This is a genomic window from Actinomyces sp. AC-20-1 (genome assembly GCF_023369555.1).
In the GTDB taxonomy this organism is placed as follows: Bacteria; Actinomycetota; Actinomycetes; order Actinomycetales; family Actinomycetaceae; genus Actinomyces.
This window is the reverse complement of the sequence record NZ_JACJVC010000009.1, coordinates 33,874-54,760: the sequence shown is the minus strand read 5'-3', so window position 1 is coordinate 54,760 and position 20,887 is coordinate 33,874. Positions and strand designations below refer to the sequence as shown.

Sequence of the window (20,887 nt, the reverse complement as noted above, 5' to 3'; positions counted from 1 at the left end):
GTCACCATGGTCACCAGGACCACCCAGAGGGTCACGATCTCCGACGTCGCCCGCGTCGCCGGTGTCTCGCGCGGCACCGTCTCGCGGGTGCTCAACGGGGGCAAGTGGGTCTCGAAGGACGCCAGTGACGCCGTCCTCAAGGCCATCAAGTCCACCGGCTACGTCGCCTCGGCCTCCGCCAGGCAGCTGCGCACGGGACGCGGGCACACTGTCGCCTTCCTCGTCGACGACTCCCCGGCCGCCTTCTTCTCCGACCCGAACTTCGAGGTCATCGTCTCCCAGGTCTCGGACTGCCTCGCCGCCCGGCGCATGCCGATGGTCCTGCTCCTCGCCGGCGGGGGCGGGCAGACCGAGCGCACCCTCGACTTCATCCGCTCCGGGGCGGTGGCCGGAGTGGTCGCCGCCAGCACCCACACGAGCACCCTCAAGGCCCTGGCCACCACGGGCGTGCCCTTCGTCAACTGCGGTGAGCCCGCCGCCCCCGCGGGACGGGTCGCGTACGTCACCGCGGACGAGCACCAGGGCGGCCGGCTCGTGGGCCAGCACCTCGTCGACCGGGGGGCGCGCCGTGTCGTGGCCATCGTCGGCCCCGAGGACTCTCCCGGAGGGACCCTGCGCCTGGCCGGCTTCCGCGAGGCCGTGGGCGACAGGCTGGTCGACGGCAGCGTCCGCCATGGCGACTACACCCGCAGCAGCGGGCGCGCCCTGGCCGCCGACCTGCTGGACGGCACCGACGGCGTCGACGCCGTGTGGGCGGCGAGCGACGTCATGGCCGAGGGGGTCCTCGACGAGCTGCGCGCACGCGGGCTGCGCGTGCCCGAGGACATCCTGCTCGCCGGCTTCGACGACTCGGAGCCCGCCCAGCGCACCCACCCGCCCCTGACCACCGTCCGTCAGCCCTTCGACGTCATCAGCCGCAAGCTCGTCGCCGCACTCGTGGCGGGGATCGACGACGGCGTGAGGGCGACGGTCACGGTCCCGGTCGAGCTCGTCGTGCGCGGGTCCACCGGGGACTGAGCACTCACCCGCTTGACCCTCACGCGGCGTCAGGCCCCAGGCTCGCACCCGTGAGACACCACTGGGATGCTGAGCGCGTGCAGGACGGCGAGACCCCCGGAGCCCGCGAGGACCTGACCGTCGGCGAGGCGGCGCGCCTCGCCGGGGTGTCCGTGCGCACCCTCCACCACTGGGACGCGCTCGGACTCGTCACGCCGTCGGGCCGCACCTGGTCCGGATACCGGCTCTACTCGCCCGACGACGTCGCCCGCCTCCAGCAGGTCCTCGTCTACCGGGAGACCGGTATGCCGCTCGCCCGTATCGGCGAGCTCCTGGACGAGCCCGGCACGAGCGCGCTCGAGCACCTCGAGCGCCAGCACGTGCTCCTGATGGACCGCATCGCCAGGCTGCAGCGGATGGTCCGCGCGGTTGAGGAGCTCACAGACAAGGAGGCCCGTATGAGCACCACACCCGAGCAGCGCGCCGAGAGCCTCGGCACCGGTTGGGACCCCGCCTGGGAGGCGGAGGCCGAGCAGCGCTGGGGGCAGACCGACGACTGGAAGGCCTCGGCCGAGCGCCAGGCGGCACAGGGCCCCGAGGAGCGGGCGGCGGCCAGGGCGCGCGTCGAGCAGGTTGAGCGGGCGCTCGCGGCCGCCAAGCGCGAGGGCGTGCTCCCCGGAAGCGAGCGGGCCAACGCCCTGGCCGAGGAGCACCGGGCGAGCCTCACCTGGTTCGACGTCACGCCCGCCAAGCACGTCCTGCTCGCACGCGGCTACGTCGGCGACCCGCGCTTCGCCGCGCACTACGACGCGCTCGAGCCGGGCCTGGCCTCCTGGCTCAAGGAGGTCATCGACGCCAACGCCACCGTCCACGGGGTGGACCCGGTCACCGCCGTCTGGGAGTGAGACGCACCCGGTAGGCGCTGGGGCGGCGTAGGGGGATCACCTCCCTGCGCCGCCCCAGTATTGTGAACGGTCCCATTCTGTGATCTCGTCGGTAGAGGCGTCCGTCCGGGAAATCTCATCGATTCAGCGGTTGACACGAGGGTAAGGTCGCGTCGATGATTGGGATCGATCACAGGTCGTGGGAGTGCGGTTCCAAGGAGGGAGCCGCCCCGGCCGACAGAAGGGTGAGATCCTCATGAGCATCGAGCGTCCCCGCCGAAGCAGCTGTGCCATGTCCCGCCGACACGCGCTCACAGCCGCAGGACTGACAGCACTCACCGCCGCCCTGGCGGCCTGCTCCTCCCCCGAGAGCCACGCGGGTGCCGGCAGTGCCGACAACCCGGTCTGGGACGCCGACACCCAGGAGTACGTCCTGGAGGAGGCCGTCGCCAGCGGCGAGGCCCACCTCAGGATCTGGGTCGAGTACGAGGAGTACGGCAAGGCGCTCAAGAAGGCCTTCGAGGCGAAGTTCCCCGGCACCGTCCTCGACTACGAGATCGTGGCCAAGGTCGACGCCGTCGACAGGATGTCCCTTGACGGAGAGGCGGGCACGGGACCCGACGTCTACATGACCAACTTCGACGACCTCGCCCAGGCGGTCTCCTCGTCACTGGCCGGGCCCATGGGTGAGTACGCCGGCAGCATCCGCTCTCGCTGCGGTGACAGCTTCACCTCCATCGTCGAGCGCGAGGGCGAGCTCTACGGGGTCCCCGTCTCCACGGAGTCCATCGCGCTGTTCTACAACAAGACCCTCCTCAAGGAGCTCACCGGGTCGGACCAGCCGGCCACGACCTGGGAGGAGATCATCGAGCTCGCGCGGACCTACAACGACAAGGCCGCCAACCGCTGGACGATCCGCTTCCTCGCGGGCCAGATCTACTACGCCTACTGCGTCCTGTCCTCCGCGGGATGGCACCTCTACCCGGACGGGGACCTCGCGAACCCCGACCTCACCGCCACCACCATGACCGACGGTCTCGAGTACTACAAGAGCCTCCGCGAGATCTGGGACGTCAACTCTGCCGACGCCACCTACGACTACATCGAGAACGAGTTCATCAAGGGCCAGACCCCCTACGTCATCACCGGCCCCTGGGTCTTCTCCGACTTCGACGCCGCCGCCGAGGCCCAGGGCTTCGAGTACGGCGTGACGACCCTGCCCATGATCGACGGCGGGCAGAGGGCCGCCTCCTTCGCGGGCCTCGCCGTCGGCGTGGTCTCCGGCTACTCCACGTACCCGGCCGCAGCCCGCGTGCTGGCCAACTTCCTGGCCTCCGCGGAAGGGGCTGAGGCGCTCTACTCCTCCGTCGGAGCCATTCCCGCCCTCACGGAGGACAACCTCGCGGACGTGCCCGGGCTGGGCGGTGACGAGCGCGTCGCCGGGGTGCTCTCCCAGGCGCAGCAGGCCGACTTCGTCAAGGAGATCCCCGAGTACATGTACACCGCGGGTGACGAGCTCGTCTCCACCGTCTGGGACGGCATCCAGGAGATCCCTGCCACCCAGGAGCGGGCGGCCGCCTCCTACGACGAGCTGCGGGCCCTCGCCAGCTGACAGGCGGGGAAGGGCGCGTGCGGTGGAGACGAAGGAGTCGTCAGCAGTGAGCGGGAGGATCCGGCCCGGTGCCGTCGCCGTGGCGAGCGCCGTCCTGCCCGGCAGTGGCCAGGTCATCAACCGGCAGCCCGCCAAGGGGGCCGGCTGGTTCCTCCTGGCGGTGCTCGTCGTCGTCTCCGAGGTGGTCACCGGGCACTACCTCATCGGGCCCGAGGGCTACAGCCCGCGCGCCAACGGAGGATGGATCGTCCACGGCCTGTGGGGCCTGGTGACGCTCGGCACCCAGCCGCGCGCGATGACCCTGGCGGGCCTGAGCGAGGGAGACCACTCGATTGCCCTGCTCGCCCAGGGGCTCATCGCGGCCTTCGGGCTCCTGCTGTGCGCCGCGGTGTGGTGGTGGGGAGTGCGCGACGCGCTCACCGTCGCACGGAGCCTGCGAGACGGCCAGGCCCCGCAGAGCAGCAGGCAGTGGGTGCGGGACACGCTCAACGGCACCACCGCCTACGTCATGCTCGTGCCGTCGGTCCTGCTCCTGTTCTTCGTCTCCGTCCTGCCCATCGTCTTCGGTGTGCTCATCGGGTTCACCAGCTACGACCGCAACCACACCCCTCCTGCTGAGCTCGTCTCCTGGGTCGGGCTCGAGAACTTCGGCAAGGTCCTCGCCGTCGGGACCTGGGCGAGGACGTTCTTCGGGGTCCTGACGTGGAGCGTGTCCTGGGCGGTGCTCGCCACCGCGACCACCTACCTCTTCGGCTTCCTCCAGGCGCTGCTCATCAATGCCCGAGGGGTCCTGTTCCCGAAGATGTGGCGCAGCATCTTCATCCTGCCCTGGGCGGTACCGGCGATGGTCTCGGCACTCGTGTTCCGATCGATGTTCAACGGCCAGTTCGGGCCGGTCAGCAGGTTCCTGGTCGACATCGGCCTTACTGATGAGCGGGTCAACTGGTTCACCGACGCCAGCCAGCCACACCTGGCACGGGCGGTGGCCCTCCTGCTCAACCTCTGGCTGGGATTCCCGTACTTCATGGCCCTGATCTCGGGAACGCTGACCAACATCGACAAGAGCCTGTACGAGGCGGCGGACATCGACGGCGCCAAGCCCTGGCAGGCGCACCGCTACATCACGCTGCCCATCGTCTACCGTGCCACCGCACCGCTGGTCCTCATGAGCCTGGTGAGCAACTTCAACAACTTCGGGGTGATCTACTTCCTCACCGAGGGAGGGCCGGCGAGCTCCGCCTACACCTACGCGGGCAGCACCGACCTTCTCATCACCTGGCTCTACAAGCTCACCCTCGACAACCGCATGTACAACATCGGCTCGGTGATGTCCCTGTTCATCTTCGTCATCGTCGGGACCTTCTCCACGTGGAGCCTGCGGCGCAACGCCATGACTGAGGGGGCGGAACGATGAACCGCTTGGCGAGAACCGGAAGGTGGCTGCGGCTTGGCCTCATCCACCTGGAGCTCCTGGTCGTCGCAGCGGCCGTGATCTATCCGCTCATGTGGATCATCGGCGCGTCCTTCGGACCCACCAAGGGCCTGGCGAACGCGACCCCCATCCCCTCGGGAGCGACCCTGGACAACTACCGCGACCTGCTCGGCGGCACGGACTACCCGCGGTGGTACCTCAACTCCCTCCTCGTGGCAACCGCCAACTCGGTGCTGAGCACGACCCTGTCCGCCTTCAACGCCTACGTCTTCTCCCGCATGCGCTTCCGGGGGAAGAAGGTGGGGCTCGTGGTCATGATGGTGCTGCAGGTCTTCCCCTCATTCCTCACGGCGATCGCCGTCTACATGCTGTTCCTCAACTTCGGACTGCTCGACTCGCTCATGGGACTCGTGGTGGTGTCGGTGGCGGCACAGCTGCCTTACAACACCTGGTTGCTCAAGGGATACCTCGACAACATCTCGCTCAGCTTCGACGAGGCGGCCCTCATCGACGGAGCGTCGCGCGTACAGGTCTTCCGCATGATCATCCTGCCGTTGACCCGCCCCATGCTCACCTTCGTGGCCGTCACCCAGTTCGCCGTGCCGTGGATGGACTTCGTCCTGCCGCAGCTGCTCATCTCCAGCCCGGAGAAGAAGACCGTCGCCATCGGGCTGTTCGCCATGGTCAGCGACCCGACGAGGAACGACTTCACGTCCTTTGCCGCCGGCGCCGTCCTGGTGGCCGTGCCGATCACGATCCTCTACATCGCCCTCCAGAAGCACCTCATCGCCGGCCTCACTGTCGGTGGGGAGAAGGGATGACCACATGAGCACCACCGGCGGCCTGCAGGTCCGCGGCATCGACCCCTCGAGCCTCATCGAGGTCGAGCGCTGCGGAGCGGCATTCACCGACGACAGCGAGGAGGCGGACGCGCTCACCGTCGCCCACCGTCACGGCGTCAACCTGGTCCGTCTACGCGTGTGGGTGGACCCCCGGGACGCGGAGGGCCGCGGCTACCTGGGCGGTGGCAACGACCTGGGAACCAGCACCGCGATCGCCGCGCGCGCCGCGTCGCTGGGTATGCAGGTCATGGTCGACCTGCACTACTCCGACTTCTGGACCGACCCGCGCAAGCAGCAGCTGCCCCGCGGCTGGGAGGGGCTGTCCTACCGTGAGGTGCGTGAGGAGGTTGGCACCTATACCGAGAGGGTGCTGACCGCCTTCGTGGAGGCGGGGGCTCGTCCCGCCAGGGTCCAGGTCGGCAACGAGATCACCAACGGCATGCTCTGGCCCCACGGCCGGCTTCCGCACTACGACGACGCCGCACGCAGCCGTCGAGGGACAGCCGTCGAGGTCGAGCGGGCCTTCGACGCCCTCGTGCCGCTCCTGAGGGCGGGAGGGGAGGCCACCCGGAGGGTGCTGCCCGAGGCCCTCCTGGTCACCCACCTCGACCAGGGTGGCCACCTGGGCATGTACCGGGACTGGTTCGACGCCGCGCTGGCGCGAGGGCTGGACACGGATGAGATCGGCCTGTCGTACTACCCGTTCTGGCACGGTCCGTTGGCGGAGCTGTCGAGCAACCTGGCCTTCCTGGCCGAGCGCTACGGCAAGGGCCTCATCGTCCTGGAGACCGCCTACGGCTACGCGCCGAGGGAGGACGGGGACCGGACGCTGGTCTTCTCCCGTGAGCTCGCCCAGGCGGGGGGCTACCCCGGCACCCCCGAGGGGCAGGCCGCGTACCTCGAGGCCCTGCGCGAGGCCGTGGCGGCAGTGCCCGGAGGGCTCGGTCTCGGCTTCGTCTACTGGGAGCCCGCGTGGGTCGCGGTGCCCGGCACGTCGTGGGCCTCGCCGGCGGGCATGGCCTACAGCGACGACGTCGCACCCGCAGGGGCGTCGTGGGCCAACCAGGCCCTCTTCGACCGCGACGGCCGGGCGCTGCCTGCCTGGGGCGCGTTCCGCCCCTGACATTCACGTGACCGGTCACTCGTACTCAATGAGGAGGAAAACGACGATGGTGACGATCAAAAGACGGGATTGTCTCGAAGCCTTGACTCTGGTTGGAGCGGGTGCGTTGCTCGGCTCACGACTGTTGACGCCGTCGGCACACGCGGCTGAGACAGGTCTCAGGTTCCGCGGGGTCGACCTTGGGATGCTGCTCGAGGTTGAGGAAAAAGGAGGACGGTTCTACGACGGCCACGGGAATATCGCAGATCCTGTGAGAACGTTGGCCGGTGCGGGTGCGAACCTGGTTCGCCTGAGGCTCTGGGTCGATCCCTACACCGCGGACGGCGAGGCGTACGGAGGTGGAACGAATGACCTTGCTCGGACCATCGCCCTCGCACAACGTGCCAAGAGCGCTGGAATGGACGTGCTCTTGGACTTCCACCTGTCGGACTGGTGGGCGGATCCCGGGACACAGACCAAGCCGAAGGCATGGCGTGGCCTCTCAGGGAAGCCGTTGCAGGAGGCTGTGCGATCGCACGTGTATGACTCCCTTGTGGAGCTGGGGCGACATGGTGTCCGCCCTGCAATGGTCCAGATGGGTAACGAGATCAGCTCGGGCATCCTCTGGCCGGATGGTCGCGTCGGCGGAGGAATCGATGACTTCTCTGGCTTGGGTGCCCTTCTCTCAGCAGGATTCGAGGGGATGGATCAAGCTCTTGGTCCCCATCACGCAGTGAAGAAGATCCTCCACCTGGACATGGGCGGAGACAACGCGCTCTACCGGTGGTGGTTCGACGGCGTCGTTCACGAGGGTGTTGACTTCGATGTCATTGGCCTGTCGTACTACCCCTTCTGGCACCGGAGCATGGGAGAGCTGAAAGAGAACCTGAATGACCTGGTGAACCGGTACGCGAAAGACATTCTCATTGTCGAGACAGCATACGGATGGACGCTTGAGGATGGTGATGGAATCACCGACTCCTTCTACACCAAGGAGGAAGCAGCGGGTGGCTATCCGGCTACGGTTGAGGGGCAGACGGCCTACTTGCGAGATCTTCGTGATCTCATCGCGGCGGTCCCGGACGGGCACGGTCTCGGATACGTGTGGTGGGAACCTGCGTGGTTGCCGGTCCCAGGCGCCTACTGGGGGACGGAGGCCGGGAAGAGGGACAATGACGACGGTGGCGTCCTCGGGAACCCGTGGGACAACCAGACCCTTTTCGACTTCGATGGGCACCCACTGTCCACCATGACGGTTCTGGGCGAACCAAGTCCGACGAACATCCTTGCGAACGGATCCTTCGAGAAGGACGGCTACACGAGCGTCCCCTCCGGGTGGGGGCGATGGTCTCCTGGAACGGACAATGACGCGTCCTTCGTCTCGGCGCCCGGGGTGCGTGGTGACTACAAGCTGACGCACTGGAAGGACTCGGCCTACGTCGTCTCCAACTACCAGGTGCTCTCGGGGGTAGCGGCCGGGACCTACCGAGTCGAGGCGTGGGTCCTGTGCTCCGGCGGGCAGAACGCGGCCTATATGTACGCCAAGCGCCACGGAGGATCTGAGCGGCAGGTGGCTCTGCCGCAGTCACCAGGAGTGTGGACGCGCGTCGCGATCGAGGACCTGCGTGTCTCGTCCGGAAAGCTCGAGATCGGCTTCTACTCGGACGCCCAACCGGGAAACTGGATCAACGTCGATGACGTGAGAGTGTTCGCTCAGCAGTAGGTGAGACGGCGTGCGAAAGGCCCCTCCCGGGTCCCTCACTCAGTTCCGGGCTCAGCCCCGGGCGCGGGCCCGGCGCACCACCTTGCGCAGCTCGTCGAACCACAGGACGAGCGAGCCCATCACCACGCACACCGCCCAGTGGGTGAGGTCGAGCGACGCCGTCGAGAAGGCCGCCTGCAGCAGCGGCACCTCCACGACCGCGACCTGGAGCACCAGGCCCAGCGCGATCGCGGCCCACAGCCAGCGGTTGACGAACAGGTGGTTGAAGGCGGACACGCTCTCCGAGCGGGAGTTGACCGTGTTGAACAGCTGGGCGAGCACCAGGGTGGTGAAGGCGGCGGTGCGCGCCGTCGTGAGGTCGTCCACGGAGGTCCCGGCGATGTCGATGAGGCCACCGGGCAGGAAGATGTCGAGGGTCGTGAGCGTCGCCAGGCCCATGACCGCACCGATCATGATGACGCCCGCCCACATCGAGGAGTCGATGACCCTGTCCGTGGGCTTGCGCGGTGCGCGCCCCATGACGTCCTCCACGCTCGGGTCCACGCCCATCGCCAGGGCCGGACCGGAGTCGGTCACGAGGTTGATCCACAGGATCTGGGTGGCCACCAGCGGCAGCACCACGCCCGACGTCGAGTGGTCGCTCAGCCCGAGGACCCCGGCGAGCACCACGCCGCCGAAGACGGTGATGACCTCACCCATGTTCGAGCTCAGCAGGTAGCGCAGGAACTTCTTGATGTTGTCGAAGATGCGCCGCCCCTCGGCGACGGCGGCGACGATCGTGGCGAAGTTGTCGTCCGCCAGGACCATCGTGGCCGCCTCCTTCGTCACCTGCGTGCCGGTGATGCCCATGGCCACGCCGATGTCCGCCTGGCGCAGCGCCGGGGCGTCGTTGACGCCGTCGCCCGTCATGGAGACCGTGTGGCCCTGGGACTTCAGGGCAGCGACGATGCGCATCTTGTGCTCGGGGGCGACGCGCGCGTACACGTTCGTGCGCGCCACGGCCCCGCTCAGGGCCTCGTCGTCCATGTCGGTCAGCTCGCGGCCCGTGAGCACCTGCGCGCCGGGCTCGGCGATGCCGAGGTCCGCGGCGATGCGACCGGCGGTGGCCGGGTGGTCACCGGTGATCATGAGCACGCGGATGCCCGCACGGTGGGCCTCGGCGACGGCGTCCGCAGCCTCGGGGCGCGGCGGGTCGATGATCCCGACGACGCCCGCCAGGACGAGGGAGTGCTCCAGGTCGGAGAAGTCCGTGTCCCCGCCGTCCGCCAGCGCCTGGGTGACGGCGGCAGTCTCCTCGGCGGTGAGCAGGCGCGAGGCGACACCGAGGGTGCGCAGCGCCCTCCCCGACATCGCGCTGATGGAGTCGGTGAAGTGGCGGCGCACGCCGTCGCCCAGCTCCTCCTCGCCCGTGCCCCGTCGCACGCGGGTGCAGCGCTCGAGCAGGACGTCCGGGGCGCCCTTGGAGATGATCGTCATCCGCCCCTCGTGGTGGGCGTCGGTGTAGATGACGCTCATGAGCTTGCGCTCGGAGGTGAAGGGGACCTCGCCGACGCGCTCGAAGCGGCCCTCACGGTGACCGTCGGTGCCGAGCTTGCGCTCCGCGACGAGGAAGGCGCCCTCGGTCGGGTCGCCGATGACGGACCACACGCCCTCGTCGGCGGCGAGCTCGGCGTCGGAGGCCATGGCACCGCCGGAGAGCACCACCGTGACCTCGGCGAGCTGGTCACCGGCGAGGCTCTCGACGTCGGGGGCGCCGTCGCCGTCGGCGTCGGGGGAGACCTCCCCCTCGGGCACGTAGCCGATACCGGTGACGACGGCGTCGCCCGAGAGGGTGACGACCTCCTGGACCGTCATCTCCGAGCGGGTGAGCGTGCCGGTCTTGTCCGAGCAGATGACCGAGGCGGAACCGAGGGTCTCCACGCTCGTGAGCTTCTTGACCACCGCCTGGTGCAGGGCCATGCGCTGCACGCCCAGCGCGAGCACCACCGACAGGATCGCGGGCAGGCCCTCGGGCACGGCGGCCACCGCGAGGGACACGCCCAGCAGGAGGGCGTCGATGACCGTGTGGCTCGTGAGGTCGTCCGCGAGCAGCAGCAGGGTGGCGACGGTGACGACGGCGATGACGACGACGATGACGCCGAGCATCTTGGAGATCTGGGCGATCTCGCGCGACAGGGGCGTGGGCTCCTCCTCCACCGAGTCGAGCATCCGGGCGATGGCGCCCATCTCGGTGCCCGCGCCGGTGGCGGTGACGACGGCGCGGCCCGTGCCCTGGGCGACGGAGGTGCCGCGGTAGACCATCGAGGTGCGGTCGGCGAGGTCCGTGCCCGCGTCCACGGTGTCGGCGGTCTTGGAGACGGCGTCGGCCTCACCCGTGAGGGAGGACTCGATGACGCGCAGCGCCGCCGACTGGGTCAGGCGCGCGTCGGCCCCCACCTGGTCGCCCTCGCCCAGGAGCAGGACGTCGCCGCCGACGAGCTCGCTGGAGGGCACGAGGACGCGGTTGCCGCCCCGCAGGACGGTGGACCGGGCCTTGGTCATGGCGGACAGGGCGGCGACGGCGTCGGCCGCCTTGTCCGCCTGGACGAAGCCGAGGACCGCGTTGAGGGTGATGACGGCCAGGATGACGAGGGAGTCCACCGGCACGCCGTGGGCGCCCTCGAGGACCCAGGCGGCCGCCGAGATGAGGATGGCGGCGATGAGCAGGTAGACGAGCGGGTCCTGGAACTGGGCGAGGAGGCGCCGCCAAGCGGGCACCGGCGGCTTCGAGGGCAGCTCGTTGGGGCCGTCGGCGGCGAGCCGGCGCGCGGCCTCCTCGGGGCTCAGGCCGGTGGTGGGGTCGGTCCCGACGGCGGAGGCGACCGTCTCGGCGGCCTCGCTCCAGGGGGCGGTGGGTGGGGTCGTCATGGGCCCACCCTGGCGGACGCGGCGGGCGGGTGTCACCTGCTTTCGCCGTCGGCAGGCGCCCGGGGGTGGGAGGATCCCGGGCGGGTGGTGCAGGGCCCGTGCACCCGGCCGCACGGCGGGCGCATGGTGTCCGCACGGGCGGTCCCCAGGCGCTTCCCGTGACGTGCGTCCTGTCCCTTCCGGCCCACGGACGCCATACTGGACGGCACTCACGCGGTCGCAGGGCCGCGGACCCGACCGGAAACGAGGAGTGCGTGGCAGACACCAGCGCGAGCAGCGGCGGCCGCCCCACCGGACGACGCCTGGCCGACGCGGCCAGGAGCAGCAGCAAGGGGACCTCCCGCACCGGCAGGAGCGGGCGCGCCACCCGCCGTCGGCCCGCCAGGAGCGCACCGGCCAGGAGCCGCGCCGCCGCCAAGGGCCGCCCCACCGGGCGCCGCCGCCTCATCAACTACCCCCGCGCCGGCAAGGGCCCCGTCATGCGCTGGCTGCCCGGCTGGCGCTTCCTCCTCGGCTCCTTCCTCCTCCTCGTCGCCGCCCTGGCCACCACCTTCATCGTCGCCTACAGCGTCATCAAGGTCCCCGAGCCCAGCGAGTTCGCCCAGGCCCAGTCCACCACCGTCTACTACGCCGACGGCGCTACCGAGATGGGCACCTTCGCCGAGGTCGACCGCACCATCATCGACACGACGACCCTGCCGGAGCACGTCGGCAACGCCGTCGTCGCCAGCGAGGACCGCACCTTCTGGACCAACAGCGGCGTCGACCCCAAGGGCATCATCCGCGCCCTGTGGAACAACCTGCGCGGCGGTGCCACCCAGGGTGCCTCCACCCTCACCCAGCAGTACATCAAGAACTACTACGTCGACACCACCAGCTCCTACGCCGGCAAGTTCCAGCAGGCCATCATGGCCATCAAGATCGACCGCGAGCTGCCCAAGGAACAGATCCTCGGCTCCTACCTCAACACCGTCTACTTCGGCCGTGGCGCCTACGGCATCGAGGCCGCCTCCCAGGCCTTCTACGGCCACCCCGCCAGCGAGCTGACCGTCGCCGAGTCCGCCCTGCTCGCCGGCATCCTGCCCGCCCCCAGCGCCTGGGACCCCGCCATCGACCCCGAGCAGGCCGCCGCGCGCTTCGAGCGCGTCCTCGACCTCATGCTCGAGGACGGCCACATCACCCAGGCCGAGCGCGACGCCGCCGTCATGCCCGAGACCATCGCCAACGACGCCGAGGAGGTCTACGGCGGCCCCAACGGCTACCTCCTGCAGATGGTGCGCGCCGAGCTCCAGGCCGACGCCGGCCTGAGCGCCGAGCAGATCGACACCGGCGGCTACACCATCGTCACCACCATCAACAAGACGGACCAGGACGCCGCCGTCGCCGCCGTCAACAACCTCCCCGAGGGCCACTCCGAGAACCTCAGGGTCGCCCTCGTGTCCGTCGACTCCGCCACCGGAGGGATCCTCGCCCTCTACGGAGGCTCCGACTACCTCACCAACCAGGTCAACGCCGCCACCGACGCCGTCGCCCAGGCGGGCTCCACCTTCAAGCCCTTCGCCCTCGTCGCCGCCCTCGAGAACGGCGCGACCCTCGTCAACGGCTACAGCGGCGCCTCCCCCATGGAGATCGACGGCAACACCTTCAGGAACTACGGCGACGTCTCCTACTCGTGGTCGGACCTCATCAAGATGACGGCCTTCTCCATCAACACCTCCTACGTCCAGCTCAACCGCGACCTGGGCGCGGAGGTCACCAACGAGGTCGCCGTGCGCGCCGGCTACCCCAAGGACACCATCGGCCTGGACGCCTACGCCCAGAACGTCCTGGGCTCCGCCTCGCCCCACACGATCGACATCGCCACCGCCTTCGCGACCTTCTCCGCGCAGGGCGTGCGCCACGACACCCACATCGTCGCCTCGGTGACGAACTCGGCGGGCTCGGTCGCCTACCAGCCCTCCACGGACGGCGAGCAGGTCTTCGACACCGGCGTCATGGCGGACGCCACCTACGCGATGCAGAAGGTCGTCGAGTACGGCTCTGGCACAACGGCCCTCGAGCTCGACCGCCCGGTCGCCGCGAAGACCGGCTCGTCGTCGGACAACAAGTCCGCCCAGTTCGTCGGCTACACCCCCCAGGTCACGACGGCCGTCACCCTGTACCAGACGGGCGCGGACGGCTCGGAGGAGTCGATCACCCCCTGGGGCGAGTACGACGAGATCACCGGCTCCACCTACCCGGCCGACATCTTCACCGACTACATGGCCACCGCGCTCGCGGACCTGCCGGTCGTGGACTTCCCCGACCGCACCGAGGGCTCCTACTACCGCGGTGGCCTGTACGGCACCGCCCAGCCCATCGAGGAGGCGACGACGCAGGTCCCCACCGAGGAGCCCACCGAGGCGCCGACCACCGAGACGCCCGCCGAGCCCCAGCAGCCCACCCAGCCCGCCCAGCCGACGCAGCCCGCGCAGGAGCCGACCCAGACGGTGGCGACGCAGCAGCCGGAGGAGGAGGCCACAGCCGGACCCACCCAGGGCGCGGGGTAGCCTCCCCCGGGAGCTGAGGGGCCGTCGTCGGCGTGCTGGATCCCACGCGTCGAGGCGGCCCCTCGCCTTTCCCCCGCCCCGGGCCCTCCGGTAGGGTCGTGACCTGGCTGCGCCGTCGGGCACCCGCTCGCGCGGCACGGTTCACGCATCACCCTCCTGTCACGGAAAGACCGTGACCGCCACAGACCAGAGGAGGTGGGTACCAAGCATGCGTCACTACGAGATCATGATCATCCTCGAGCCCGAGACCGACGAGCGCACCGTCGCCGCGTCTCTCGAGAAGCTGCTGCAGGTCGTTCCCAGCAACGGGGGCACCGTCGACAAGGTCGACGTCTGGGGCAAGCGCCGTCTTGCGTACGACATCAAGAAGAAGTCCGAGGGCTTCTACGTCGTCGTCGACATGACCACCACGCCGGCCATCGCCCAGGAGCTCGACCGCCAGCTCGGCCTCAACGAGTCCGTCCTGCGCACGAAGCTGCTGCGTCCCGAGGCCTGAGCCTCGGACGGGGAACGGTAGACGAGCATGGCTGGCGACACCGTCATCACGATCATCGGCAACCTCACGGCCAAGCCGGAGATCCGCTACACCAACTCCGGCGCGCCGGTGGCGTCCTTCACCATCGCGTCGACGCCGCGGACCTTCAACCGCCAGGCGAACGAGTGGCAGGACGGCGAGACGCTGTTCATGCGCTGCTCGGCCTGGCGCGACATGGCGGAGAACGTCGCCGACAGCCTCGACAAGGGCATGCGCGTCATCGCCCAGGGCCGTCTGCAGCAGCGCTCCTACACGGACCGTGAGGGCGCCCAGCGCACCGTCGTCGAGATGCAGGTCGACGAGATCGGCCCGTCCCTGTGGCGCGCCAAGGCCCAGGTCACCCGCACCACGGGTGGCGGCCAGGGCGGCTACCAGGGTGGCGGCCGCGGAGGCTACAACCAGGGCGGCGCCCCACAGGGCGGCTACCAGGGTGGTGGCAACAGCGGCTACGGCGGCCAGCAGGCCTCCTACAACGCCCCCTCCGGCGGTGCCACGGACGACCCGTGGGCCACGGGCGGTGCCACCAGCTTCGGCGACGAGCCCCCGTTCTGATCGTTCCCCTCGGCGCCGCGCCCGCGCGCAGCGCCCCACACCCCCTATCTCGTATGAGCGCCCCGGGCGCTCGGACCAAGGAGCACCACTATGGCGAAGCCTCAGCTTCGTAAGCCGAAGAAGAAGCTCGGCCCGGTCAAGGCCATCAGGGTCGGCACCATCGACTACAAGGACACCGCCACCCTGCGGAAGTTCATCTCGGACCGCGGCAAGATCCGCGCCCGCCGCGTCACCGGCGTCTCCGTCCAGGACCAGCGCAAGATCGCCAAGGCCGTCAAGAACGCCCGCGAGATGGCCCTGCTGCCCTACTCGAGCTCTGCTCGCTGATCGGAGGACACCGACATGACCACCAAGCTCATCCTCACGCACGACGTGACCAAGCTCGGCTCCGCCGGCGACGTGGTCGAGGTCAAGGACGGCTACGCCCGTAACTACCTCGTCCCCCGCAAGCTGGCCACGCCGTGGACCAAGGGCGCCCAGCGCCAGATCGACCAGATGGCCGAGGCTCGCCGCAAGCGCACCATCGAGTCGCTGGAGCAGGCCCAGGCCGGTCGCGCCTGGCTGCAGGAGAACGTCGTCACCGTGACCGCCACCGCGGGCGCCAACGGCCGCCTCTTCGGTGCCGTCACCACCGCCGAGCTCGCCGAGGCCGTCAAGGCCGCGGGCGGCCCGGTCCTCGACCGCCGCAAGATCGAGGTCATCCCCCCGATCAAGTCCACCGGTCGCCACTCGGCCTCCGTGCGCCTGCACGCCGACGTCGTCGCCCCCCTCGAGGTCAACGTCGTCGCCGCTCGCTGAGCGCTGCTGACTCGCCGTCGTCGACGGCACGCGGGAGCCCGCCACCACCGCGGTGGCGGGCTCCCGCGCGTGCTGGTGCGGTCGTCTCCTGCCCGCCCATGTTGCCGAGTTCGAGGGTTATGCGCTGAGCTCGAGTGCTGAGACCTCGAACTCGGCACGCAACCCTCGAACTCGGTACGCAACCCTCGAGCTCGCGGGCAGGGGCAGAGCAGGAGCACGGGTGCGCCGGGCTCCACAGGCGCTCCCGCCGCGCGCGCTGTCCACAGGTGGGTACCAGCAGCGTGGCCCGAGGCCCGCGGTGCGAGCAGGCTCGCATCCATGGAGCGATACCCGCAGCCGCCGGCCCTGCCGGTCGTCGTCAGTGCCGACCGCCCGCCGACGGCGATGGCACACCCTGTGCGTCTCATGCGCGGCCTCTACACCGACCGCGACCTGACCTCCGTCGAGCCCTGGCAGGCCAGGTACGACGTCAGCCTGGCCAGGTGCGTGGCGGCGTCGTGGCACGTTCCGTCCGCTCGGTGCCTGAGCCACGAGTCCGCCGCCCTCGTCCACGGCCTCGTGGTGCGCGCGCAGGAGCCGGATGTCAGCCTCGTCATGCGGTCACGGCCGAACCGGACGGTGCAGCTCCTCCCCGCGGTGCCAGTCGGTCGCCAGGATGTGCGGATGCGTCGTCGCCTGCTGTCCGTCCCGGAGGAGGACATCACTGTCGTCGGCGGCCTCGCGGTGACGAGCCTGCTGCGCACCGCCGTCGACTGCGCCTTCGACCTGCCCGCACGCGAGTCGGTGTGCGTCGTCGACTCCGCGCTGCGCGCGCTGGCCCGTCCCGAGCGCTACCGGCGCGTCTCCAGCGAGGAGCGCGTCGCCAAGGCCGTGCGTGCGCCTCGGGCCGCCATTGACGCGCAACCGGGCAGGCGCGGCGCGCGCCGGGCACGGGCCGTGGTGGCCATCGCCTCGGCGTGGGCGGAGTCCCCCGGGGAGTCGGTCCTGCGCTGGTTCGTCGCCGCTCTGGGAATGCCTGCCATGGTGCCTCAGATGGGGATCCAGGTGGAGGAGTCGGTGGACGTGTTCTTCCCGGACCTCGCCTGGCCCGAGGCTCGGGCCTACCTCGAGTTCGACGGGGAGCTCAAGTACCGGGACGAGCGCAGCCTGTGGCGCGAGAAACGGCGCCGGGACACGCTGGCGAGGATGGGCTGGCGGAGCCTGCACGTGACCTGGGCGGACCTGCGCGACCAGCGCGGACTGAGGACGCGGCTGCTGGCGCTGCTTCCTCCCGGAGCCGCCGGGCTGAGGCCCGTGGCCGACCTGTGGCGGTAGCGGGGGCGTCCCGGCTGCACCGGCCTTGAACCCGCCATCACGCCCTCACCCAGTGTCGACTTCGAGGGTTGCGTGCTGAGCTCGAGGTCTCAGCACTCGAACTCGGCACGTAACCCTCGAGCTCGCGGGGGCGGGGCGGAGGCTGGAAGAAGGCGGGGAAGGGGGCGGGAGGGGAGGGAGCACTCAGTGGCGCCACGCGTCACTGCGGGCGCGCAGGCCCGTCGTCACCAGCCGTGCGCCCATGAACACCCACGCGAAGGCCGCCCACAACCACACCAGGCCCGCGGCGCCACCCGCCGGCCACCTGGAGTGGACCGCCAAAGCCAGCGGCAGGTACGGCACGAGCGTGACGACCCCCGCCTTCGCCAGGTACACCCCGTCACCCGCACCCATGAGCACGCCGTCGAAGAGGAAGACCGCGCCCGCCACCGGCAGCGCCGAGGCCGTCACGAGCAGCACCGGCGCCACCGCCGCCACCACCTGCGGGTCCGAGGTGAACACCCGGGGCAGCCACGGGCTCAGCGCCGCCAGGAGGACACCGGTCACCGCACCGGTTCCCACGCCCCACGCCAGCGACCGGCGCAGCACCGCGTCGATCGGCAGCGACGGCTCACGTGACGGAACAGGAGCCGGCTGCCCGGAGCCTGCCGGCAGCGGCTCGGCCCCGTCCTCCACCCGGCCCCCGCCCGCCGCGGCGTCCGCCTGCCCCAGGGCCGTGCCGATGAGCGCCTGCGCCGCGATCGCCAGCGCGTCCAGGCAGAAGGCGGTGAAGGTCCACAGGGAGGTCACCACCTGGTGGGCGGCGAGCGGAACCTCGCCCAGCGCCGTCGCCGCCCACACGGTCGCGAGGACCGCGACCCGGAGCGTGAGCGTGCGCACGAGCAACGGGGCGCCGGCCCCCAGCGAGGCCCCCAGCCCCGTGCACCGCGGTGCCAGGCTCACGCCCTGCGTGCGGGCCGTGAGCACCACCGGCAGGACGAGCGCCACCGCCATGAGCGTCTGGGTGATCGCCGTGCCCAGGCCCGAGCCCGCCACCCCCATGCCGACGACGTACAGGAAGGTCGCGTTGAGGCCCACGTTGAGCACCGCCCCGGCCGTGGCGACGACGAAGGGCGTGCGCGTGTCCAGCAGCCCGCGCAAGGTCCCCGTGGCGGCGAAGACCAGCAGCATGCCGGGCAGACCCGGTGCGGAGGCGCGCAGGTAGGCGACCGACGCGCGCGCCACCTCGCCGTCGGCCCCGAGCGCACCCGTGACCCAGGGGGCCGTGGACCACAGCAGGAGAGCGGCAGCGGCCCCGAGAAGCGTCGCGAGCCACAGGCCGTCGACGCCGGCGCGCAGACCGCCCCCGCGGTCGCCGGCGCCGAAGAGCCGGGAGGTGGTGGCCGTCGTGGCGTAGGCGAGGAAGACGAACAGGCCGACGACGGTGGTGAGCACCGTCGAGGCCAGGGACAGGCCGGCCAGGCTCGTCGCGCCCAGGTGCCCGACCATCGCGGAGTCGATGATGACGAAGAGCGGCTCGGCGACCAGCGCGCCGAGCGCGGGGACGGCGAGGGACAGGATGCGCCGGTCGAGCGCGCGTGCGGGAAGGACCACGGGAGGGGTGGCCGGAGCGGTGCTGTCCTGGGGCTGCGGTCCTGAGGGTGCTGGCGGCACGGGTCTCTCCACGGGTCGGGGGCGGTCAGTGTCTCACGCGCCGGCGGGGCTGGGGACAACCGTGCGCGAGCGCCCGAACCTCAGGGACGGGTTGAGGTGCGTCCACAGGCGGACGGACTTGTCCACAGATTGCCCCGGCCGCGCAGGAACCTCCATCCAGACCATGAGAACGTTGAGATTCCAAGGATCAGTACGTTGCGTGTTTCTCGTCATGCGAGTTCGTCACACGGTTATCCACATGCGGTGAGCGTGTCGGGCACAGGACCGGCCCACCGGTCCACAGGCCTTCCCGCGTTGTCCACATGACCCTGTGCCCGAGCGTTTGCCCGTGCCCCCGACGATGGCTATCGTGCGCGCGCACGGGACCTGAGCGACGGTGTGGGGAACGACCCCCGCCGCGTCCACGGACCGGCGAGGAGGAGCGCATGACGGACATCGACCCAGGGGCCGCCCCCTCCTACGAGCCTCCCTATGAGCCCACCCACCCGGACACGGCCGGCACCCGTGCCGGCGGCGAGGACTGGGGCGGTCGCCGTCGGGACGCGCACGACAGGAACGACCGCCGCGACGCCCGAGGAGCCCGTTTCGACGGCGTCTTCGACCGGGTCCCCCCACAGGACCTCGCCGCGGAGATGGCCACGCTCGGCGGCATGCTCATGAGCAAGGAGGCCGTCACCGACGTCATCGAGGTCCTGCGCGGGCCCGAGTTCTACAAGCCCGCGCACGAGATGATCTTCGACGCCATCGTCGAGATCTACAACCGCTCCGAGCCGGCCGACGCCCTCATCGTCGCCGACGAGCTGTCCAAGCGCGGCGAGCTCGAGATCGTCGGCGGCGCCTCCTACCTTGCCGACCTCATCGCCGGCGTCCAGGTCGCCGCCAACGCCGCCTACTACGCGCGCATCGTCAAGGAGAAGTCCCTCATGCGCGGGCTCGTCCAGGCCGGCACGCGCATCACCCAGCTCGGCTTCTCCACCGACGCCGGCGACATCGACGAGCTCGTCACCATGGCGGAGGCCGAGGTCTACGCCGTCGCCCACCGCGAGGGCGACCGTGAGGACTACATCGCCGTCGGACAGCTCCTCAACGAGACCAACCTCGAGATCGAGGCGGGCCAGTCCCAGGACCGGGGGGCCTCCTTCGGCGTGCCCACGGGCTTCATCGAGCTGGACGAGCTCTTCACCGGCGGCCTCAAGGGCGGGCAGATGATCATCATCGCGGCGCGCCCCGCCATGGGAAAGTCCACGCTCGCCGTCGACATCTGCCGCTCGGCCTCGATCCACTCGCGCGACGAGAGCGGCCGGGCCATCACCTCCTGCTACTTCTCCCTCGAGATGGGCCGCAGCGAGCTCATGATGCGCGTGCTGGCCGCCGAGTCCGGCGTCGAGATGACCAAGCTGCGCGGCGGCAAGAAGATGAACGACCGCGACTGGACGGACGTCGCCCTCGCCTACAACCCCGTGAGCGAGGCGCCCCTGTTCATCGACGACTCCCCGAACCTCACGATGCCCGAGATCCGTTCGAAGGCGCTGCGCCTCAAGCAGCAGCACAACCTGGGTCTCATGGTCATCGACTACCTGCAGCTCATGAGCTCGGGCAAGCGCGTGGAGTCGCGTCAGCAGGAGGTCTCCGAGTTCTCACGCTCGCTCAAGCTGCTCGCCAAGGAGCTCGAGATCCCGGTCATCGCCGTGGCGCAGCTCAACCGTGGGCCCGAGCAGCGCACGGGCAACAAGCCGCAGATGTCCGACCTGCGTGAGTCGGGCTCGCTGGAGCAGGACGCGGACATCATCATGCTGCTGCACCGGCCGGAGTACTACCAGCCGGAGGACCGGCCCGGGGAGGCCGACATCATCGTCGCCAAGCACCGCAACGGCCAGACGCGCACGATCCCGGTCGCCTTCCAGGGCCACCTGTCGCGCTTCGCGAACATGGCCCGCGACATCGCCCCGGCCGAGCCGGAGTACTGAGCGGGGGCGCGAGCCGGTGCA

At 70.2% G+C, this 20,887-nt stretch carries 16 protein-coding genes; 14 read left to right on the top strand and 2 right to left on the bottom strand.

Annotation, left to right across the window (positions count from 1 at the left end; all coding sequences use genetic code 11):
* Positions 1–6: 6 nt before the first annotated feature.
* The 7 genes from H6X67_RS06955 to H6X67_RS06925 all read left to right on the top strand — a co-directional run bounded on the left by H6X67_RS06955 (position 7) and on the right by H6X67_RS06925 (position 8,591).
* The gene (locus tag H6X67_RS06955) at positions 7–1,017 is read left to right on the top strand and encodes a LacI family DNA-binding transcriptional regulator (RefSeq protein WP_249435488.1); all 1,011 of its coding nucleotides are present in this window, start codon (positions 7–9) and stop codon (positions 1,015–1,017) included.
* 50 nt (positions 1,018–1,067) lie between these two features.
* Positions 1,068–1,901, top strand: coding sequence for a MerR family transcriptional regulator (locus H6X67_RS06950; protein ID WP_249367741.1), 834 nt, complete (start codon positions 1,068–1,070; stop codon positions 1,899–1,901).
* Between the two features lie 271 nt (positions 1,902–2,172).
* Positions 2,173–3,492 carry an extracellular solute-binding protein gene (locus H6X67_RS06945; RefSeq protein WP_249367742.1) on the top strand — a complete coding sequence of 440 codons (1,320 nt, stop codon included), beginning with the start codon at positions 2,173–2,175 and terminating at the stop codon, positions 3,490–3,492.
* A 46-nt stretch (positions 3,493–3,538) separates the two neighbouring features.
* A complete protein-coding gene (locus H6X67_RS06940; RefSeq protein ID WP_249367743.1) occupies positions 3,539–4,906 on the top strand; it encodes a carbohydrate ABC transporter permease in 1,368 nt (455 codons plus the stop codon).
* Between the two features lie 5 nt (positions 4,907–4,911).
* Positions 4,912–5,745, top strand: coding sequence for a sugar ABC transporter permease (locus H6X67_RS06935; RefSeq protein WP_249367744.1), 834 nt, complete (start codon positions 4,912–4,914; stop codon positions 5,743–5,745).
* Positions 5,746–5,749: 4 nt separating this feature from the next.
* Complete coding sequence (locus H6X67_RS06930; protein ID WP_249367745.1) at positions 5,750–6,889, top strand: glycoside hydrolase family 53 protein; 1,140 nt, start codon at positions 5,750–5,752, stop codon at positions 6,887–6,889.
* Positions 6,890–6,935: 46 nt separating this feature from the next.
* The gene (locus H6X67_RS06925; RefSeq protein ID WP_249367746.1) at positions 6,936–8,591 is read left to right on the top strand and encodes a glycoside hydrolase family 53 protein; all 1,656 of its coding nucleotides are present in this window, start codon (positions 6,936–6,938) and stop codon (positions 8,589–8,591) included.
* 51 nt (positions 8,592–8,642) lie between these two features.
* Here H6X67_RS06925 and H6X67_RS06920 read toward each other — a convergent pair whose 3' ends face one another.
* Positions 8,643–11,498: a cation-translocating P-type ATPase gene (locus H6X67_RS06920; RefSeq protein ID WP_249435487.1), complete on the bottom strand. Its 2,856-nt coding sequence runs from the start codon at positions 11,496–11,498 to the stop codon at positions 8,643–8,645.
* A 254-nt stretch (positions 11,499–11,752) separates the two neighbouring features.
* On the opposite strand from H6X67_RS06920, the gene H6X67_RS06915 reads away from it, so the two are divergent.
* From H6X67_RS06915 to H6X67_RS06890, 6 genes are all read left to right on the top strand, one after another.
* A complete protein-coding gene (locus H6X67_RS06915) occupies positions 11,753–14,047 on the top strand; it encodes a transglycosylase domain-containing protein (RefSeq protein ID WP_249369720.1) in 2,295 nt (764 codons plus the stop codon).
* 208 nt (positions 14,048–14,255) lie between these two features.
* Positions 14,256–14,543 (top strand): 30S ribosomal protein S6, encoded by a 288-nt coding sequence (gene rpsF, locus H6X67_RS06910; protein ID WP_166858109.1) that lies wholly within the window; start codon positions 14,256–14,258, stop codon positions 14,541–14,543.
* 27 nt (positions 14,544–14,570) lie between these two features.
* Positions 14,571–15,134 carry a single-stranded DNA-binding protein gene (locus H6X67_RS06905; protein ID WP_249369718.1) on the top strand — a complete coding sequence of 188 codons (564 nt, stop codon included), beginning with the start codon at positions 14,571–14,573 and terminating at the stop codon, positions 15,132–15,134.
* Between the two features lie 90 nt (positions 15,135–15,224).
* Positions 15,225–15,461, top strand: coding sequence for a 30S ribosomal protein S18 (gene rpsR / locus H6X67_RS06900; protein ID WP_166858113.1), 237 nt, complete (start codon positions 15,225–15,227; stop codon positions 15,459–15,461).
* A 15-nt stretch (positions 15,462–15,476) separates the two neighbouring features.
* Positions 15,477–15,932, top strand: coding sequence for a 50S ribosomal protein L9 (gene rplI / locus H6X67_RS06895; protein ID WP_249369716.1), 456 nt, complete (start codon positions 15,477–15,479; stop codon positions 15,930–15,932).
* A gap of 318 nt (positions 15,933–16,250) precedes the next feature.
* Positions 16,251–17,246: a hypothetical protein gene (locus H6X67_RS06890; protein WP_249369714.1), complete on the top strand. Its 996-nt coding sequence runs from the start codon at positions 16,251–16,253 to the stop codon at positions 17,244–17,246.
* 183 nt (positions 17,247–17,429) lie between these two features.
* Here H6X67_RS06890 and H6X67_RS06885 read toward each other — a convergent pair whose 3' ends face one another.
* The gene (locus H6X67_RS06885) at positions 17,430–18,839 is read right to left on the bottom strand and encodes an MATE family efflux transporter (protein WP_249369331.1); all 1,410 of its coding nucleotides are present in this window, start codon (positions 18,837–18,839) and stop codon (positions 17,430–17,432) included.
* Positions 18,840–19,324: 485 nt separating this feature from the next.
* Between H6X67_RS06885 and dnaB the strand changes: the two genes are divergently transcribed.
* Positions 19,325–20,866: a replicative DNA helicase gene (gene dnaB, locus H6X67_RS06880; protein ID WP_283251343.1), complete on the top strand. Its 1,542-nt coding sequence runs from the start codon at positions 19,325–19,327 to the stop codon at positions 20,864–20,866.
* The last annotated feature ends 21 nt before the right edge of the window (positions 20,867–20,887 follow it).

Excerpts from the sequence above, each read along its gene's own strand:
- H6X67_RS06955 (WP_249435488.1), top strand. The coding sequence starts at position 7 with ATGGTCACCAGGACCACCCAGAGGGTCACGATCTCCGACGTCGCCCGC.
- H6X67_RS06945 (WP_249367742.1), top strand. The coding sequence starts at position 2,173 with ATGTCCCGCCGACACGCGCTCACAGCCGCAGGACTGACAGCACTCACC.
- H6X67_RS06930 (WP_249367745.1), top strand. The coding sequence starts at position 5,750 with ATGAGCACCACCGGCGGCCTGCAGGTCCGCGGCATCGACCCCTCGAGC.
- H6X67_RS06925 (WP_249367746.1), top strand. The coding sequence starts at position 6,936 with ATGGTGACGATCAAAAGACGGGATTGTCTCGAAGCCTTGACTCTGGTT.
- H6X67_RS06920 (WP_249435487.1), bottom strand. The coding sequence starts at position 11,498 with ATGACGACCCCACCCACCGCCCCCTGGAGCGAGGCCGCCGAGACGGTC.
- rpsF (WP_166858109.1), top strand. The coding sequence starts at position 14,256 with ATGCGTCACTACGAGATCATGATCATCCTCGAGCCCGAGACCGACGAG.
- H6X67_RS06905 (WP_249369718.1), top strand. The coding sequence starts at position 14,571 with ATGGCTGGCGACACCGTCATCACGATCATCGGCAACCTCACGGCCAAG.
- rpsR (WP_166858113.1), top strand. The coding sequence starts at position 15,225 with ATGGCGAAGCCTCAGCTTCGTAAGCCGAAGAAGAAGCTCGGCCCGGTC.
- rplI (WP_249369716.1), top strand. The coding sequence starts at position 15,477 with ATGACCACCAAGCTCATCCTCACGCACGACGTGACCAAGCTCGGCTCC.
- H6X67_RS06890 (WP_249369714.1), top strand. The coding sequence starts at position 16,251 with ATGGAGCGATACCCGCAGCCGCCGGCCCTGCCGGTCGTCGTCAGTGCC.
- dnaB (WP_283251343.1), top strand. The coding sequence starts at position 19,325 with ATGACGGACATCGACCCAGGGGCCGCCCCCTCCTACGAGCCTCCCTAT.